Origin of the sequence: Thermosulfurimonas dismutans, assembly GCF_001652585.1 — a bacterium.
Lineage (GTDB): Bacteria > Desulfobacterota > Thermodesulfobacteria > Thermodesulfobacteriales > Thermodesulfobacteriaceae > Thermosulfurimonas > Thermosulfurimonas dismutans.
Map to the genome: position 1 here is coordinate 24,362 of NZ_LWLG01000005.1, position 17,989 is coordinate 42,350.

The 17,989-nt window shown below is 52.1% G+C and carries 13 protein-coding genes and 1 pseudogene; 11 read left to right on the forward strand and 3 right to left on the reverse strand.

Annotation, left to right across the window (positions count from 1 at the left end):
* Positions 1-3 precede the first annotated feature (3 nt).
* From TDIS_RS11540 to TDIS_RS04995, 11 genes and pseudogenes are all read left to right on the forward strand, one after another.
* The gene (locus tag TDIS_RS11540; RefSeq protein ID WP_153303767.1) at positions 4-723 is read left to right on the forward strand and encodes a hydrogenase iron-sulfur subunit; all 720 of its coding nucleotides are present in this window, start codon (positions 4-6) and stop codon (positions 721-723) included.
* Entirely contained in the window at positions 723-1,265 is a 543-nt protein-coding gene (locus TDIS_RS04950; RefSeq protein WP_068669947.1) for a 4Fe-4S binding protein, read from the forward strand. The genes TDIS_RS11540 and TDIS_RS04950 overlap by 1 nt, the downstream gene beginning before the upstream one ends.
* Before the next feature lie 6 nt (positions 1,266-1,271).
* Positions 1,272-1,673, forward strand: coding sequence for a hydrogenase iron-sulfur subunit (locus TDIS_RS04955; protein ID WP_084270968.1), 402 nt, complete (start codon positions 1,272-1,274; stop codon positions 1,671-1,673).
* Complete coding sequence (locus TDIS_RS04960) at positions 1,670-2,341, forward strand: methylenetetrahydrofolate reductase C-terminal domain-containing protein (RefSeq protein WP_068669949.1); 672 nt, start codon at positions 1,670-1,672, stop codon at positions 2,339-2,341. The genes TDIS_RS04955 and TDIS_RS04960 overlap by 4 nt, the downstream gene beginning before the upstream one ends.
* A gap of 25 nt (positions 2,342-2,366) precedes the next feature.
* Positions 2,367-4,808 (forward strand): acetyl-CoA decarbonylase/synthase complex subunit delta, encoded by a 2,442-nt coding sequence (locus TDIS_RS04965; RefSeq protein ID WP_068669951.1) that lies wholly within the window; start codon positions 2,367-2,369, stop codon positions 4,806-4,808.
* A 15-nt stretch (positions 4,809-4,823) separates the two neighbouring features.
* Positions 4,824-7,046 carry an acetyl-CoA decarbonylase/synthase complex subunit alpha/beta gene (gene acsB / locus TDIS_RS04970; protein WP_068669953.1) on the forward strand — a complete coding sequence of 741 codons (2,223 nt, stop codon included), beginning with the start codon at positions 4,824-4,826 and terminating at the stop codon, positions 7,044-7,046.
* A gap of 12 nt (positions 7,047-7,058) precedes the next feature.
* Entirely contained in the window at positions 7,059-8,411 is a 1,353-nt protein-coding gene (gene acsC, locus TDIS_RS04975; RefSeq protein WP_068669955.1) for an acetyl-CoA decarbonylase/synthase complex subunit gamma, read from the forward strand.
* A 66-nt stretch (positions 8,412-8,477) separates the two neighbouring features.
* The gene (locus TDIS_RS04980; protein ID WP_068669956.1) at positions 8,478-9,374 is read left to right on the forward strand and encodes a dihydropteroate synthase; all 897 of its coding nucleotides are present in this window, start codon (positions 8,478-8,480) and stop codon (positions 9,372-9,374) included.
* A 94-nt stretch (positions 9,375-9,468) separates the two neighbouring features.
* Positions 9,469-9,981: pseudogene (locus TDIS_RS11495) on the forward strand (2Fe-2S iron-sulfur cluster-binding protein); the annotation flags it as partial.
* A 60-nt stretch (positions 9,982-10,041) separates the two neighbouring features.
* Complete coding sequence (fdhF, locus tag TDIS_RS04985; RefSeq protein ID WP_341833154.1) at positions 10,042-13,557, forward strand: formate dehydrogenase subunit alpha; 3,516 nt, start codon at positions 10,042-10,044, stop codon at positions 13,555-13,557.
* A gap of 122 nt (positions 13,558-13,679) precedes the next feature.
* On the forward strand, positions 13,680-14,582 hold the full coding sequence (locus TDIS_RS04995) for a hypothetical protein (RefSeq protein WP_068669962.1): 903 nt from the start codon (positions 13,680-13,682) through the stop codon (positions 14,580-14,582).
* A gap of 23 nt (positions 14,583-14,605) precedes the next feature.
* On the opposite strand, the gene secG is transcribed toward TDIS_RS04995, so the two are convergent.
* The 3 genes from secG to TDIS_RS05010 form a co-directional block, all read right to left on the reverse strand.
* Positions 14,606-14,935, reverse strand: coding sequence for a preprotein translocase subunit SecG (gene secG, locus TDIS_RS05000; RefSeq protein ID WP_068669964.1), 330 nt, complete (start codon positions 14,933-14,935; stop codon positions 14,606-14,608).
* Positions 14,936-15,043: 108 nt separating this feature from the next.
* A complete protein-coding gene (locus TDIS_RS05005) occupies positions 15,044-16,450 on the reverse strand; it encodes an NADH-quinone oxidoreductase subunit N (protein WP_068669966.1) in 1,407 nt (468 codons plus the stop codon).
* Positions 16,431-17,975 (reverse strand): NADH-quinone oxidoreductase subunit M, encoded by a 1,545-nt coding sequence (locus TDIS_RS05010; protein ID WP_068669968.1) that lies wholly within the window; start codon positions 17,973-17,975, stop codon positions 16,431-16,433. Before TDIS_RS05010 ends, TDIS_RS05005 begins: the two co-directional genes overlap by 20 nt.
* Positions 17,976-17,989: the final 14 nt, after the last annotated feature.

The following is a 17,989-nucleotide window of genomic DNA, read 5'->3' on the forward strand; positions in this document are numbered from 1 at the left end:
AGGATGCAATTTGAACCCAGGATTTTAAGTTTTCTTTGCAACTGGTGTTGTTATGCAGCAGCGGATTCGGCGGGAGTGGCCCGGTTCAGTTACCCTCCGAACAACCGGGTCATCCGGATTATGTGTACTGGCAGGATGGATCCCCAGTTCGTAGTAGAGGCCTTTTATGTTCGTGCTGACGGCGTTTTCGTAGGCGGGTGACACTTGGGAGAGTGCCATTACCAGTCTGGTAATTACGAAGCTCTAGTCATGGCGGAGACCGTAAGGCGAATCTTGGATACAGTGGGTATCAACCGGGAGCGTTTTACTATCGACTGGGCCTCCGCGGCGGAAGGCCCCCGTTTCGTAAAGCTTTTGACTGAATTCACTGAAAAAATAAAGACTATGGGCCCTCTGGGCGAGGCCGAGGGCTTGGATTGGGAAACCCTCAAGTTCCGGCTTGAAGCCGCTCGCAATCTCTGTAAAAATATGCAATTTCGAGCCCAGTACGGTAATCTGGCCAAAGAGATAAAGAAGTTGGGAGACTATAGTCCGGAGAACATCTCCCAGGCGATAGAAAAGAAACTGGTGCCCCAGATAAGGAAGAGAATCTTCGAGGCCGAGCTCAAGGAACTTATAGCTCAGGGTCCCCAGGCGGTGGAAGTCCTCAGGGAGAAGACCGGGGCTACGGAAGAAGAAATCGGGGCCATTCTTGAAACCCTGAAAAAGAAGGAGAAAAAGTGATGGAACTTACGGTAGAAAAAAACTGGGTTTCCGAGGTCAAGAGTCTTCCCGAGACTTTGGCTCAGTGTTTTCGGTGTGGGGCTTGCTCGGGAATCTGTCCAGTAAAGCGCATCCGTAAAGACTTCGATCCTCGTGTGATTGTCCATGCCACCATCTTAGGGATAAAAGACAAGCTCTTTGGTACGCCTATCCTTTGGCACTGCTCTCAGTGTCAGAGCTGTGTGCCGGTGTGCCCCATGGAGGTAAAGCCGGCTGAGGTTATCAAAGCCCTGAGGGACTATGCCCTTAAAGAAGGCCTGGCCAGCGAGGAGACCCTCTTTGAGGCCGGAAGATTGGCCAGGGTCAATCCTAAAAAGTGCATTGTATGTCTCACCTGTGTGCGGGTGTGCCCCTTCGGGGCGCCAAGCATCAAAGACGAAGGTTATGCGGTTATCGATCCGGCCAAGTGTCACGCCTGCGGTATTTGTGTGCAAGAATGTCCGGCCCGGGCCATAGAGCTTCATCCCGCGGCCGAATTTGCCACTTACAAATGGGGGGTTTAGTAAGCGATGGCCGATATCAAGATTGGAATCCTCTGTTGTCATTACACCAATACCTCGGACGAGGAAGACTTTAAGGGTCTGCCCGCGGACGTGATCATGAAACGTTTCCCCTGCTCCGGCCACATTGAAGTGGCGGATATCCTCAAGACCTTTGAGGAAGGAGCCGAGGCCGTGTTGGTGGCCGGCTGCGAGAAGGACAGTTGCCACAATATTTCGGGAAGCGTGCGGGCGGAAAAGCGGGTCCTAGGAGCCCGGAAAATTTTGGAAGAAATTGGCCTTTCTGGCGAAAGAGTCAGAATGGCCTTTGTACCCCGATTGGATTCGGGAACATTTATGACCGAAGTAAAATCCCTATTCGAGATTGCTTTAAATTTGAAGTCTAAGTCCAAAGGAGATGGGCAAAAATGATAATTGCAGAAAGAAAACCCATTCCCAAGGTGTTAAAGGCTATCGAGCCTTATGACAAAGTGCTGGTGTTAGGGTGTCGGGGCTGCGTGGCCATTTGTTCGGCCGGAGGCGACCGGGAGGTCGAGACCATAGCTGCGGCCTTGAGGCTGGCCAGAAAGCTTTCCGGAAGGCCGCTTGAGACCGGAGAGGCCACGCTCATTCGGCAGTGCGATCCAGAGTATCTGGCCGTGCTTCCAGAGATGGCCAAAGATTACCAGGCCGTGGTGTCTTTGGCCTGTGGGGTAGGGGTCAATTTGATTGCGGATCTTTATCCTGAGATTCGGGTTTATCCGGGCGTGGATACCTCTTTTTACGGGGCCAACTCGGCCTTAGGAGAATGGCAAGAAAAATGTCGGGGTTGTGGAGACTGTATCCTGGATATCACAGGTGGCCTCTGTCCCATCGCCCGGTGTGCCAAAAATCTTTTGAATGGACCCTGCGGGGGGTCCCAAGGCGGACGTTGTGAGATCCGTCCAGAGGTCCCCTGTGTGTGGCACCAGATCTACGAGAGGCTTTCTTCCCGGGGCGAGCTTGAGCGGTTGCTCAACTTCTTCCCGGCCAAGGACTGGCGTCCGGCCGGACATGGAGGTCCCCGGGAGAGGATAAGAGAAGACCTGCGTATGGGATAAAAACGGGTAGAAAAGGAGGGGAAGGGTGGAGCCTAGAAGCCATCTTCAAAAAGTTCTTTCCGAAGGGCACTTCGCCGTTACCGCAGAGATCGGCCCTCCCAAGAGTGCTGATGGAGAGGTCGTAAGAAAGAAGGCCCGGATTCTCAAAGGTTACGTGGACGCGGCCAACATCACCGACTGTCAGACGGCTATTGTCCGGATGTCCTCCATTGCTTCGGCGGTGTTGGTGATGGCTGAAGGGGTAGAGCCGGTCATCCAGATGACTTGCCGCGACCGGAACCGGATCGGTATCCAGGCCGATCTCCTAGGGGCGGCGGCCCTGGGGGTAAAGAATCTCCTTTGTATCACCGGTGACCACCAGAAGTTCGGGAATCATCCCGAGGCCAAAGGGGTCTTCGATCTGGACTCCATCCAACTTACGGCCATGGTGCGCCAGATGAGGGACGAGGGTAAGTTCCTCTGCGGGGAAGAACTCACTGGTGCCCGGCCAGAATTTTTTATCGGGGCGGTGGAGAATCCCTTTGCCGATCCTTTTGAATTCAGGGTAAAGCGGCTGGAAAAAAAGGTCAAAGCCGGAGCGGAATTCATCCAGACCCAGATTATCTACAACGTAGAGCGTTTCAAGAAGTTTATGGAGATGGCCCGAGATTTAGGGCTCACGGAGAAGGTCTATATCCTGGCCGGGATCACGCCTCCCAAGTCCTTCGGTATGGCCCGTTACATGAAGTATTTTGTGCCGGGCTTGGACGTACCAGACGAGATCCTCAAGCGCATGAAAGAGGCCAAGGACAAACGGGAGGAAGGTATCAACATTGCGGTAGACATCATTCAACAGGTACGCGAGATCCCGGGCGTGGCCGGCGTACACATCATGGCCATCGAATGGGAAGAGGCCGTCCCTGAGATCGTAAAACGGGCCGGGCTCCATCCGAGACCGCTTGAGGCTGAGGTCAAGCCGGCCATTGCAGTAGAAGTCGAACGTCCTGAAAAGATTGAAGTGGTGGCCCCACCCAAAGAGGAGGAAGAAGTGGCCGAAGGGCCGCCTAAGATAGAGATCCCCGTAGAGGCCGTCAAAGAGGTCTTTTCCTCGGTGCGTTCAAGCATCGAGTCCCTGCGTGAAGGTATCAATCTCCTTCATGACAGTTTGGCCAGGCTTGAGCGTGCTCTCCTTGGTGGAGAGGTGGTCCCGGCGGAGGTGCCGCAGGTAGAGGTCAAGGTGGAAGAGAAACCGGTGGTAGAGGAAAAACCTGCGGAAGAAGAGAAACCGGCGGTGGAAGAGAAGCCGGTAGAGGAGATCAAGAAAGAAGTCAAACCAGAAGAAGAGAAGCCGGAAGAAAAACCGACTGAAGAAGAGCCCGAGGCCAAACCGATTGCAGAAGAACCCAAGGCTGCAGAACCTAAGCCGGAAGAGAAGCCGGCGGTGGAAGAGAAGCCGGCGGCTCCAGCTGGGCCTCCGCCTGAAGGTGTGGAACTTGGTGGCTTTATAGGTGAGTACCGTCCGCTTTCCGAACGAGCGGCGGGGCTCCCCGAGGATCTCTATAAAGATCCGGGTACGGCTTTCATACGGGAGGTAGAGATCGGTAAGGGCGAAAAGGCCTTCAAGGTTGGTGGTACCAACGTGCTCCCCTTCCAGCTCTTTGAAGGCGAGATGAAAAACCAGCCTCGCATTGCCATGGAGGTCCTAGACGTAAAGCCTGAAAACTGGCCGGAGAGCCTGGCCAAATATTTCGAGGACGTCTTTGACGATCCTGCGGCCTGGGCCAAAAAGTGCGTGGAGACCTACGGAGCCGAGGCCGTATGTGTATATCTCATGGGTACAGACCCCAACTATCTGGACTTGGATGCCAAGCATGCCCGGGAAGTAGTAGAGAAGGTCGTCAAGGCCGTGGACGTGCCCATCGTGGTCTGGGGTGCTGGACATGCGGAGAAAGACGTGGAGGTTTTGAGGGAAGTGGCCGAGATCCTTGGAGATCGTGGAGCAGTCATTGGTCCGGTGGAGGAGGCCAATCATCGTACCTTGGGGGCCACGGCCATGGGTTACGGGCTCCCGGTAGTGGCGACGAGCCCTATCGACGTGAACCTAGCCAAGCAGTTGAACATCCTCCTTGAGAATATTGGAGTGTCACTCGACAAGATCCTGATGGACCCTTCCATCGGAGCCCTAGGTTACGGTCTGGAGTACACCTACTCGGTGATGGAACGTATTAGGCTTGCGGCCCTTTACGCCCAGGACGAAAAGCTCCAGGTGCCTTTTGTCTGTAACGTGGGGCGCGAAGTCTGGAAGACCAAAGAAGTGGGGCTTCCCACCGACGAGATACTGGGCGACCAGGAGGTTCGCGGCGTCCTCATGGAGGCCATTACCTCGGTGGCTTTGGCGCTGGCCGGAGGCGATCTTTTTATCATGCGTCATCCCAAAGCCATTGAGCTAACAAAGACGATTATAAGCGCTCTTATGCAAGAAAATTAAAGGAGGTTGCGAGCTATGTCCAAGATCATTGCTAGCGCGGCCATTCGTGGGGCTCATAAGATTGTGGAACGGGCCCAAGAAAAATATGAGGAGGCCGTGAAGAAATTCGGAAAGGATACCGAGGTCGCTTTCCCGAACACGGCCTATTATCTGCCCATCATTTATGCCATGTTGGGTTATCCGGTAAAAAAGCTCGGAGATTGCGGAGAAGTTCTGGAAGAGGCCAAGCGCCTGCTGCCTCCGGTGCCCACAGACGAGCTCTGGACCCCTTATCTGGGGCCGGCGCTCGATGCCGGTATGGCTACTTTCTTTGCGGAAGAGATCATTGAGGCCATCCGCTATCTGGAGGATCCCAATTTCTACACCAAAACTGAGGAGCCAGTTAATGGAAACATTTGGCTTGGAGCGGCCGACGACGTGATCTTTCGTAAACGTGGAGTGGAATTTGTGGATGGCACGGCTCCAGGGTTTGCAGCCATTCTCGGCGCTCCGCCGAACAAAGAAATTGCCGTCAAGATCGCCCAGGAGCTCCAGGAAAAGAACCTCTACGTCTTCATGCATTCAGACACCAACGGGGTGCGTATGGCCGAACAGCTTAAAGAGGCTGGGGTTCAGCTCGGCTGGCCCACCCGTTTGGTTCCCTTCGGTCCGGACACCACCTCGGTGGTCTTCGCTATCGGCTTTGCCTGCCGGGTAGCTATGGCCTTTGGTGGTATCAAACCCGGAGACTACATGGGTAACCTCCTTTATAACAAAGACCGAACCTTTGCCTTCGCCATAACTTTCGGTCCGGTTTCCGACGAATGGTACGCCAATGGAGCCGGGGCCATCAACTGGGGCTTCCCGGTGATCTCCGACTGGGACATCCCTGAGATCAAGCCCTTTGGGGTGTGTACTTACGAACACGTGGTCTCCAAGGTGCCCCACGAAGAGATCGTGGACCGAGCCATTGAAGTCCGAGGGCTCAAGGTCACCACGGTGAAGCTCGACATCCCGGTAGCCTATGCCCCGGCTTTTGAAGGGGAAAGGGTCCGTAAGGACGATCTCTATCTGGAGTGCGGTGGTGGAAGGACTCCGGCAGTTGAACTCCTGATCTCCAAGCCCCTTGAGGAAGTGGAAGACGGAAAGATCGAGGTCATAGGCCCTGAAATAAACGAGGTGGAAAAGCTTGGCATAAAAGGACCTCCCTATCGTTTACCCTTTGCAGTAGTGGTGGAAGTAGCTGGAGCTAACATGCAGGAGGACTTCGAGGCTATTCTTGAGCGGCAATTCCATCACCTCATCAACTACGCCCAGGGTATCATGCACGTAGGGCAACGTAATATCATGTGGCTGCGGATCAGTAAGGCTGCTGTAGAAAAAGGATTCCTCTTCAAGCACATCGGGGAGATCCTTTACGCCAAGATGCGCCAAGAGTTCGGCGCCATCGTGGACAAGTGCCAGGTGACCATCTATACCGAAGAAGAGAAGGTCAAGGAGATCCTGGAGCTGGCCAAGGAGGTCTATACCCGGCGTGACGAACGGATAGCCGGTATGACTGACGAGACCGTAGACGTGTACTATTCCTGCACTCTGTGTCAAAGCTTTGCACCCAGCCACGTGTGCGTAATCACGCCGGAACGGATCGGTATGTGCGGGGCCTACAACTGGCTCGACGGCAAGGCCTGCTACGAGATCAATCCCACTGGTCCCAACCAGCCTATTGAAAAAGGTGAGGTTATTGACGAGAAGCTAGGACAGTTCTCCGGTATAAACGAGTTCGTGAAGAAGGCCTCCAGAGGGAAGGTAGAAAGGGTGAGCCTTTACAGTATCATGGTAGACCCCATGACGGCCTGCGGATGTTTCGAGTGTATTGCAGCCATGTTGCCCTCGGTAAACGGCATCATGATCGTAAACCGTGATTATCTTGGCATGACTCCCTCGGGCATGAAGTTTTCTACCATGGCCGGTATGGTGGGTGGCGGTCAGGTGACCCCCGGTTTCATGGGGGTCTCTAAGCACTATATCACCTCTCGGAAATTTCTTATTGCCGAAGGGGGGCTTAAACGGGTGGTCTGGATGCCCAAGATGCTCAAAGAAGAACTTAAAGACAAGCTCAAGCAGCGGGCCGAAGAGCTGGGGATCCCCGATCTCATCGACAAGATTGCAGACGAGACTGTGGCCTCTACGGAACAAGAAGTCAAGGAATGGGTGGAAAAGGTCAAACACCCGGTTCTAGAGATGGAACCCTTGATGTAAGGGAGGAGAGCAATGGGACTTACCGGTATCCAGATAATGCAAAAACTTCCCAAGACCAATTGTGGGGACTGTGGGTTTCCCACCTGTCTGGCTTTTGCCATGAAGGTGGCTGCCGGACAGGCGGAGATTGACAAGTGTCCGCACGTGGACCCGGCGGTGAAGGAGGAGATTGCGGAGGCCTCCGCTCCGCCCATAAGGACGGTAGTCCTCGGAAGTGGGGAGCACCAGGTCAAACTCGGCGGCGAGACCGTACTCTTCCGCCACGAAAAGCGTTTCGAGAATCCTACTGCCATTGGAGTGCGTATCGCTACTGATATGGACGCCGGCGAGGTGGATCGTAGGGTGGAGGCCTTCAAAAAATTTCGGTGGGAACGGGTAGGGGTCATGCTTGTCCCCCAGATGGTGGCCGTGGAGGACACCGGAGCCGGAAAGGAGGCCTTTGTCAACCTGGTGAAAAAGGTACGGGAGGAGGCCCCGGAAGCCGTATTGGTTCTAATGAGCGGGGATAAAGAGGCCCTTTCGGCGGCCTGTGAGCTCTGCGGAGAGCACAAGCCGCTTCTCTACGCCGCTACACTCGACAACTTCAAGGAGATGGGGGAGCTAGCCAAGGAAAAGAAGGTGCCCCTTGCGGTTAAGGGCGAGAGCCTGTCGGAAACGGCCAGGATCTCCGAGGAACTCATCAAGATGGGCTTAAAGGACCTGGTGCTTGATACCGGGGCTAAAAGCGTACGGGAATTATATGAAGACCAGATCATCCTCCGGCGGGCGGCTATCAAGAAGCGCTTCAAGCCCTTCGGATTCCCATCTATTACCTTTCCGTACCGTTATACCGACAACTTCTTGGCCGAAGCCATGCTAGCTTCGGTCCTCATTCCCAAGTACGCCGGGGCGGTCATCCTCTCGGATTTCCGGGGGGACGTGCTCTTTCCGCTTTTCGTGGAACGAATGAACATCTTTACCGATCCGCAGAAGCCACTGGTAGTTCAGGAAGGTATCTATCCCATCAATGGTCCGGACGAAAACTCTCCGGTTCTGATCACCTGTAATTTTGCACTGACCTACTTTATCGTCTCGGGAGAGATCGAGGGGAGCCGGGTACCCTCTTGGCTTCTCATCAAAGATACGGAAGGACTTTCGGTGCTTACGGCCTGGGCGGCCGGAAAGTTCGGGGCCGATACCATCGCGGAGTTCGTCAAGAAGTCCGGAATCGCCGACAAAGTTAAACACCGTAAACTGGTCATTCCAGGATATCTGGCCTCCATTAAGGGCGAGCTTGAAGACGAACTTTCGGACTGGGAAATCATAATTGGTCCTCGAGAAGCAAGCAGCCTTCCGGCCTTTCTAAAAGAATGGAAGGCAGCTTAAAATTTGAGGAGGGGAAAGGCCGGGGTTTGAGGGGGATATAAAATAATAATCTTTAGGAGGGAAATCATGAGTCAGCAGGTAATCTGCATTGCCGAAAGTATTAACATCATGTCCAAAAGGGTAGGACCGGCCATGAAGGAAAGGAATCCTGAGCCTATCAAGGAAATGGCTCGGGAGGAAGCTGAAAGGGGGGCCGATTATCTGGACCTTAACATCGGTCCAGCCAAGAAGGACGGAGCCGAGCTTGCCCCTTGGATCGTAAAGGTGGTGGAAGAAACCGTAGACGTGCCTATTTCCCTTGATACCACTAACCCTGAAGCCATGATTGCGGGGCTCAAGGCCTCGAAAGATCCTTCCCGGTGTCTCATGAACTCCATTTCCGCTCAGCCTGAGCGGATGGAAAAACTCATTCCGGTGGCTGCGGAGCTCGGGTGCGAAGTGGTGGCCCTTCTCTGGGGTCCGGAGGGCATGCCGCGGGACGCCAATGAACGGGCAGCCATGGCGGTGGACCTCATCATGAAACTCAACGAGGCCGGAATTCCTAACGAGAAGATCTGGGTAGATCCTATTGCCACCCCTATTACTTTGGGAGCGGATCAGCTGATGGCGGGATTTGAGTTCCTGGCTATGCTTCAGGACATTGCTCCCGGAGCCAAGAGCACGGTGGGACTTTCGAACGTTTCGAACGGCGTGGCCACCCACCTAAGACCTTATCTCAATCGGGTATATCTGATGATGCTTATGAAATACAACATTTATTCCGCCATCGTAGACGTTTACGATCAGGAGTTGGTAGAAATCGCCAAAGGTAAACATCCGGACTGGGTAAAACTGGTGCACGACATTATGGACGGAGACGAACCCGATCCCAAGAGTCTTTCGCCGAAAGAACTTGAAATTTACAAAACCACTAGGGTGCTTCTAGGTAAGACTATTTTCTCCGAATCTTGGCTTGAACTTTAAGCCTAATTAAAAGAGCTTTTCAAGGGGTCCCTTCCAGGAGGAGGGGGCCTCTGTGTCTTGATAAGACCACTATTTCCGGAGATGCGATATGGAAATGTGGATCAACGAGACTAAGGTAAAGATTAAGGCGGGCCAGACTATTCTTGAGGTCGCTAAGGAGGCAGGTATCAAGATACCTACCCTCTGTTTTCTCCCCGGAGCGGAAGAACCGTCGGTGCCCTGTGGGCTATGCGTAGTAGAGGTAGAGGGTAGGGGGTTAGTGCGAGCCTGTTCTACACTGGCTGAGCCTGACATGAAAGTGTTTACGGACACGGAAGAGGTCAAGAAGGTCCGCAAACAAAAACTTGAAAGTCTGGTAGCTAACCACTATGGAGACTGTAAGGCCCCCTGTGGACAGCCCTGTCCCGGAGGGCTCAACATACAAGGCTACATCTCTTTCATTGCGCGAGGAGAATACGCCTCGGCCCTGAGTTTAATCAAGGAGCGTCTTCCTCTTCCGGCAACGGTGGGCCGAGTTTGCCCTCGGTTCTGCGAACCGCGTTGTCGAAGGGCTGTAGTAGATATGCCGGTAGCCATAAACGATCTCAAGCGCTTCGTAGCGGACTGGGGCCTGGCTCATGGAGAGCTCAAGCCGGAGATCAAGCCCCCCACCGGCAAACGTGTGGCGGTGGTAGGGGCCGGTCCGGCCGGACTCTCGGCAGCCTATTATCTCCGGCTAAACGGCCACGAGGTAACCATCTTCGAGGCCAGGGAGGAGCCGGGCGGCATGCCCCGCTGGGCTATTCCGGAGTTCAAGCTCCCAAAAGATGTTCTGCGCAAGGAGATCGAAAGTATTCTCTCCGTCGGGATCGAACTCAAGACCGGCAAGGCCTGGGGGCGAGACTTTAATCTTAAGGACCTTTTTGAGGAAGGTTTCGAGGCTGTTTTCCTGGCCATAGGCTCTCCTAAAGAACGGTTTCATGATGTTCCGGGAGAAAAGGAAGCGGTCTCTGGCCTTGAAATTCTTTATAAGCTAAATAGCGGTGAGCGGCCCGAGGTTGGTAAGCGAGTACTTGTTATGGGAGGGGGCTACACCGCGGTGGATGTGGCTCGCAGCCTGCTACGCCTCGGGGCGGAGGTTACCCTTCTTTATCCTCGCTCTCGAATGGAAATGCCCGCACCTCAGCGGGAGATCCGCGAGGCCGAAAAGGAAGGGGTCAAGCTCTTTCTCATGGCCCTTCCTTTGAAAATAGAAAAAGCGGGCGACACCTATAAGGTCCTCATCGCCCGCACTGTACTCTCGGAGCCTGACCAGAACAAAGCACGAAAGATCGTACCCCTAGAGGGTTCGGAAGAAACCCACGAGTTTGATCTCGTGGTGAGGGCCTGGGGTGAAGAGCCCGATCCGGAGTTCAAGAACTTCGGTGAACTCGAGGCCCAGCTGGCTACTACTCCTGGGGGCCAGATCAAAGTCTCTTCCGGCACGCAGGCCACCAACCTCGAAGGGGTCTGGGCCGGTGGCGACTTCGCTTCCGGTCCCAAGACCGTGATTCAGGCCGTAGCGGCTGGCAGACGAGCGGCAGAAAACATCCACCGTTATCTCATGGGCCTTGAGAAGAAGGGTTCGACAGTCAGTGCCAAGTTCGACTTTAACCGCGGCCGGCGACCGGAGGAAATGGATCTAGATTTTTATCGCGATTTTCCAACGGTTCCCAGGGAAACTCCCTCCGAACGACCGGTAGCTGAAAGGGTAGGGCAGTTTGAGGAGGTAGTGCTCGGTCTTACCGAGGAACAGGCCCGCCGGGAAGCCGAGCGGTGCCTCAAATGCGGCTGCCTCGGATTTCATAAGTGTACTTTCAGGGAGGTCCTCATAGCCGAAAACGTGGCGGCTACTAAAGGCCGCAAGAGGGCCAAGTATAAGATCGACTCCGATCACCCCTTTATCGAGGTAGATTCCAATAAGTGCATCGGTTGTTACCGATGCGTACGAAGTTGTCTTTACGAGGGGCTTGAACTCAAGATCTACGCCCAGGGTACACCGGAGGAGGAGATCCATTTCTCTTTTACAGAAAACTGCGTCTCCTGTGGTTCCTGTGTGGACGCCTGTCCCACTGGGGCTCTAACAAGAAAGGACTCGACGGTACCCTTTGCCAAGGGTGAAGTTCGAGAAATTAGAACGGTGTGCGCCTACTGTGGAACGGGTTGCAATATCTTGGCCCGGGTAAAGAATGGAAGTATTCTTGAGGTTACCGGAGAGAATATTCCACCTAATTATGGAGATCTTTGCGTAAAAGGTCGTTTTGGATATGTCTTTTATCGCCATCCAGAACGCCTTAAAAAACCACTCTTACGGGAATCCCGTTCTCAAGACTTTAAAGAAGCATCTTGGGAGGAGGCTTTCGACTTTGTAGCTGAAAGGCTTCAAAAGATAAAAGAAACCTATGGGCCTCAGGCCATAGGGGTTTTATGTTCGGCCAGAACCACTAATGAGGAGACTTTTGTAGCCCAAAAGTTTGCCCGTGCCGTTATAGGGACCAATAATGTCGATAACCCAGCCCGTGTCTGACACGGGCCTTCGGTCGCGGGTCTCGCGGCCACCTTCGGATCGGGAGCAGCTACTGGACCTTTCGACGAAGTAGAACGCACAGAGCTTCTCATTCTCTGGGGAGCTAATACCACCGAAGCTCATCCGATAGTAGGGGCCAAAATTTTGAGGGCCCTCGAACGGGGTCTTAAGTTAGTGGTGGTAGACCCCCGTAAAACGGAACTAGCCGCCAGAGCCGACATCTGGCTTCCGTTACGTCCGGGTACCAACGTACCCTTGGCCAACGGAATCGCACACGTAATTATTCGAGAAGGGTTATACAACCGGGAATTTATTGAACAACATACCGAAAATTTTGAAGCTTATGCCCAGTACATCCTTGCTGAATGGCCCCTGGAACGCGTAGAAAGAATCACCGGGATACGTCGAGAATACATCGAACAGATAGCCAGATTATACGCCCGTGCCGAAAGGGCTTTGATTTTTTGGGGCCTGGGAGTAACGGAACACCGAAGCGGAAGTAACGCCGTCATGGCGCTTGCGGATTTGGCCTTGCTTTGCGGGCATATAGGCAGACCCGGAACAGGAGCCATGCCCCTAAGGGGCCAAAACAATGTTCAGGGGGCCTGCGACATGGGGGGCCTCCCCTATGTCCTTCCGGGTTACCAGAAACTTGACGATCCCTTAACCCGAAAGAAATTTGAAGAAATATGGGGGCGTCCTTTACCAGAGGCACCGGGCCTTACGGAGACCATGATGTACCAAGAGGCCCTAGCCGGAAGATTTAAAGCCCTCTATGTAGTGGGCTACGACGTAGCCATGACGCATGGTAACCTCAATAAAGTTCATCGAGCCCTTGAAGAATTAGAACTCTTAGTGGTTCATGATATTTTCTGGCCCAAAACAGCAGATTTTGCTCATGTAGTCTTTCCAGTGGCCTGTCTGTTTGAAAAGGATGGTACCACGGACAATGGAGAAAGAAGGGTTCAGCGTATAAGAAAACTGGTTGATCCTCCAGAGGGCGTCCTTACTGACTGGCAAATTATTGCTGAAATTTCTAAACGTCTGGGCTATGAAATGTCTTATCAGACAGTAGAAGACATCTTTGAGGAGATGCGGAGACTCATGCCTACTTTTCAGGGTCTTACTTACGCGAGGCTGGAAGAAAAAGGCTTATGTTGGCCAGTACCAGATGAAAATCATGCCGGAACGGAATTGATGTTTACTGACGGTTTCCCGAGACCAGGTGGTAAAGCTTCTTTTGCCCTACCAAAATACTGGGTTCCCGAAGAAGAACCTACTTATGATTATCCTTTTGTTTTGATTACCGGCCGCCGGCTTTACCATTACAATTGTGGTTCTATGACCAGAAGAGTACCAGGACTTATGGAGTGGCTCCCAGAAGAGTTGGTTGAAATCAATCCCAAAGACGCTCGAAAACTAAAAATAAGAGAAAGAGACAAAATAAAAGTAATTACCCGAAGAGGAGAAGTTATAGCCAGAGCTCACATTACCAATCGGGTAAATCCTGGGACCATTTTTATGGATTTCCATTTTCTAGAACCCTTAACCAATCTTTTGACCAGTCCGGGTATAGATGTAAAGGTTCATACTCCAGAATACAAGGTAGCTGCTGCTAGAATAGAATTGGTAGATTAGATTTCTCCTAGAGCTCTAGAGCTGTGGAACGTCCTCATAGCTGCGTTTCATGGCAAAATAAGCCTTGAGAGGTAAAACCTCTAAATACATAAAGTCTGATAAGAGATATTATGTAAAATAAAATGCGAGCCATTTATGGACTGGTAGCCTTAGCAGTCTTGCTTATATCTGGGGTTGGTCTCCGAGCCGGTTGTCCTTTTTTGAAGACTTGGTTTTATCTCTTTGCCTGGTGGAGTTACATCCTCTTTGCCGACTGGCTGGTTTTAAAACTTCGAGGAAGCTCGCGGTTGACTTCTAATATTCGTGAATTCGCAAAGCTTTCCCTTTGGTCCGTATTCTTCTGGCTGGTCTTCGAGTGGTTCAACCTCTTTCTTAAGAATTGGACCTATCTTAACGTACCATCGAATATTTTTGTTAGATGGTTTGGCTACGCCCTGGCTTTTGCTACGGTGCTTCCGGGTATCTTTGAGACCTATGATCTTTTAGAGGTCTTCGTAAAAGGTCAGTTTAGAGTAAGAGCATTAAAAAATACCGTAAAATACTTTCCATGGCTGACGGTTATCGGCATCCTTTGTCTTGTTCTTCCGCTGACCTACCCAAAGTATTTCTTTCCACTGGTGTGGGCTTGGGCTTTCCTCCTACTGGAACCGGTAAACTATCTTCTCGACCGCGAGCGTTCCCTGCTTTACGACCTTGAATGCGGCTCCTTTAGACGCCCTGCCCTCCTTCTTTTATCTGGATTGATTTGTGGATTTTTGTGGGAGTTCTGGAATTTCTGGGCCGGTACCAAATGGATTTACACCCTACCTTGGGCCTGGCTCATGGAAGTAAAACTCTTCGAGATGCCCCTTCCTGGCTATCTAGGCTTTCCGCCTTTCGCCCTGGAATGCTGGTCCATGTGGATCTTTGTCTTCAGCCTTACCCGAAACCGTTCTCCCTGGACTACTGGTATCCTCATCCTCGCCTTCTACATCTTCATGTTCCACCAGATAGACTTTCATACCGTCTTGAGTTTCAAGCCTTAAATTGAGGGATACATTTCCCTTTCTTATTCGGTTTTAGGTGGAACGGGCAAGGGAGGTGGAGTGGGTAGGGTTTTCTCAGGCTGAGGTTTTACCACCGGAGGAGCCTTTTCCATAATGGAGGCCTTATTTTTCTGGGCCGAAAGATAGGTTAAAAGTAGGGAATTGGCAAAAAACAGTACGGCCAAAAGGGCCGTAACTTTGTTCAGAAAAGTCCCAGGACCGGCACCTCCAAAGATAGCCTGGCTACCGGTAAAAACTGCTCCCACCTCGGATCCTTTGCCCACATTCACAAGCACAATAGCGATCAGAGAGATAGCTAGAATAACCTGTACTACCACTAATACCGTAAACATATTAGTCCCTCCTCAGGGAACCTTCCGTCTTCAACATGTGGAGTTTGATTGTAATAAAATTCTGAAGTCCTGTAAACCTCAAAGAAAAGAAAGAAAAAATCTAAAACTCTAAAACACACTCGCCAGAACGGAAGTCAAAAGGGAACCGGGATAGATTCCAATAGTTATCACGCCTAGGGCCGAAAGCCCAAGGGCCAGCCAAATATAAGGCGAAGGAGCTAACTTAATTTCCCTTTCCGGCTCTCGCATGTACATGAGCATGACGATTCGGAGATAGGGATAAGCCGCAATCACACTGGCCAGCACGGCCAATATCGCTATAATCGGGTACCCGGCATGCACTACCGAACGGAAGAGATAAAACTTACCGATAAAACCGGCTGTGGGAGGTATACCGGTCAAGGAAAACATGAAAAGTAACATAAGAAAAGCTGGAACGGGATAAAGCTTAGCTAAGCCCTGATAATCAAAAATGCTCTCTCCTACTCGGCCTTCCCTCTGCATGAGCACCACCGTGGCAAAGGCCCCGATATTCATGAAGGCGTAGATCAGAAGATAAAGCATGGAGGCCGAAAGGCCCTCTTTGGTTCCAGAGACTATTCCCAGAAGGATATAGCCGGCGTGAGCCACCGAAGAATAAGCCAGCATGCGTTTGATATTGGTCTGAACCACCGCCAGGATATTCCCCACAAACATGGTCAGCACCGCAAAGGGAATCAGAAGTTTCACCCAATAGGCGTAGGCCGGGTAAAAGGCCAAGAGAAAAATACGCCCCAGGGCCGCAAAACCGGCGGCCTTGGCCGCCACGGACATGAAGGCCGTAACCGGCGTGGGGGCCCCCTCGTAAGCATCCGGAGCCCACATGTGAAAGGGCACCATGGCCACCTTAAAGCCAAAGGCTACTATGAAAAAGAGAATTCCTGTAAGGACAGCCTTATCGGAGGTAAGCCAACCAGCAAGTTCAGAGAGAACTATCTTCCCGGTCTTTCCATACAAGACGGCCAATCCCATAACTAGAAAGGCAGAAGCCAGCGACCCGAGAAGGAAATATTTAAGACTTCCCTCTATGGAGCGTGGATCCCCTGCCGCCATGGCCACCAGTACATAGATGGAAAGACTCATGAGCTCGAGACCCAAATAAATCACCAAAAGATCCGTTCCCGAGGCCATGAGCATCATGCCGCAGACCGCAAAGAAGAGAAGGCCGTAATACTCACCGAAATGAAAGCCTTCCCTTTTCGCATACCCTGGAGAAATCAGGATGGTAAGGAAAAGCACCAGAAGAAAAATGGTCTTGAAGAAAAAACCGTAATGGTCGGAAAGGTAAGAAGCCCCAAAATGGAGATCCAAGCTTTCCCGGGCAAGGAGCCAGGCCACTACGGTGCCCACTAGGGCCATCCAGAAAAAGAAGGCCTTTTCACGAACCGCCCGATCCAGAAGCACCATCACCGAAGCCACAATCACCAGAAAAATCTCTGGCATGAGAGCTTTCAAATTAAGAAGGGAGAACGGCATAGAGCCCCTCCTTTAGAAGTTGAGTTATGGAGGTTACCGATCCGGCCTGATGGATATGCTGAAGGAGATCATTTACAGACTGATGCATAAAAGAGAGGAAAGGTTTCGGATAAACACCAATCCAGAGAATCAAAATGAACATGGGCAAAAGGGCCACCAGCTCCCGGAGTTTCATGCCAGGAAGACCAACGATGTTGGGATTAATCTTCTGGCAAAAGACCCGCTGATAAAGCCAGAGCATATAACAGGCTCCAATAATAACTCCCAGCGCCGCAAAGACAGCGGCCCATTTTTTGGCCGTAAAGGTTCCCAAAAGAATCAGGAACTCGCCCACAAAACCGTTCGTTCCAGGAAGACCAATGGAGGCCATAGTAAAAACCAAGAAGAAGGCCGCATAAACTGGCATAACCGAGGCCAGCCCCCCGTAATAAGAAATCTCTCGGCTGTGGGTACGATCATAAACAATCCCTACGCACATAAAAAGGGCCCCGGTAACTACTCCGTGATTGATCATTTGGAGGATGGCCCCTTCTACTCCGTTGGCAGTCAAAGAAAAGATACCCAAGGTCACAAACCCCATGTGGCTTACAGAACTATAAGCGATAAGCCTCTTGAGGTCGCTCTGGGCCAAACAGGCAAGCCCTCCATAAATGATGGCAATAATAGAGAGTACTAACATGGGTACTGAAAGGGCCACAGTGGCCTTCGGGAAGAAGGCCAGAGAAAACCTGAGGAATCCGTAAGCCCCCATCTTAATGAGGATGCCAGCCAGAATCACCGAACCCGCCGTGGGAGCTTCAGTATGGGCGTCAGGAAGCCAAGTGTGGACTGGCCACATGGGCACCTTGACGGCAAAAGCCGCAAAAAAAGCCAGGAAAAGAAGTATCTGAAGCCCATATGGAAAGCCAGCCTCCATGAGGCGTGGAATCTCAAAAGTTCCGGTCTTGAGGTAGATCACAATGATACCGATGAGCATAAGAACCGAACCAAGGAGGGTATAGAGAAAGAACTTGATGGTAGCGTAAAGCCTTCGGGGGCCGCCCCAGATTCCAATGATGAGGTACATAGGTATGAGCATGGCTTCCCAGAAAATGTAGAAAAGAAACAGATCCAGGGAACAAAAGACTCCGATCATGGCCGCCGAAGTCAGGAGCAAGGAAATGTAAAACTCCTTGACCTTCTTCGTTATGGATTCCCAAGAGATGAGAATACAAAGAATGGTGATCAAGGCTGAGAGAAGAATGAAAAGCACACTTATACCGTCAACTCCCAAGAAGTACTGCACTCCGAAGGCCTTAATCCAGGGATGCTTTTCTACGAACTGGAAACCAGAAAAGTGGCGGTCAAACTGAAACCACAGAGGAAGACTTGCCACAAAGTCCGCCAGGGCCACTGCCAAGGCCACTATTTTAATAAGCGTCTCGGCCCTCCGGGGAACGAACAAGAGAAGCAGGGAGCCAGCTACCGGAAGCCAGATAATAAATGAAAGCAGAGGAAATTCTGCGAAATTTAGCTGCCACGCCATAGTCCCCACCCCGT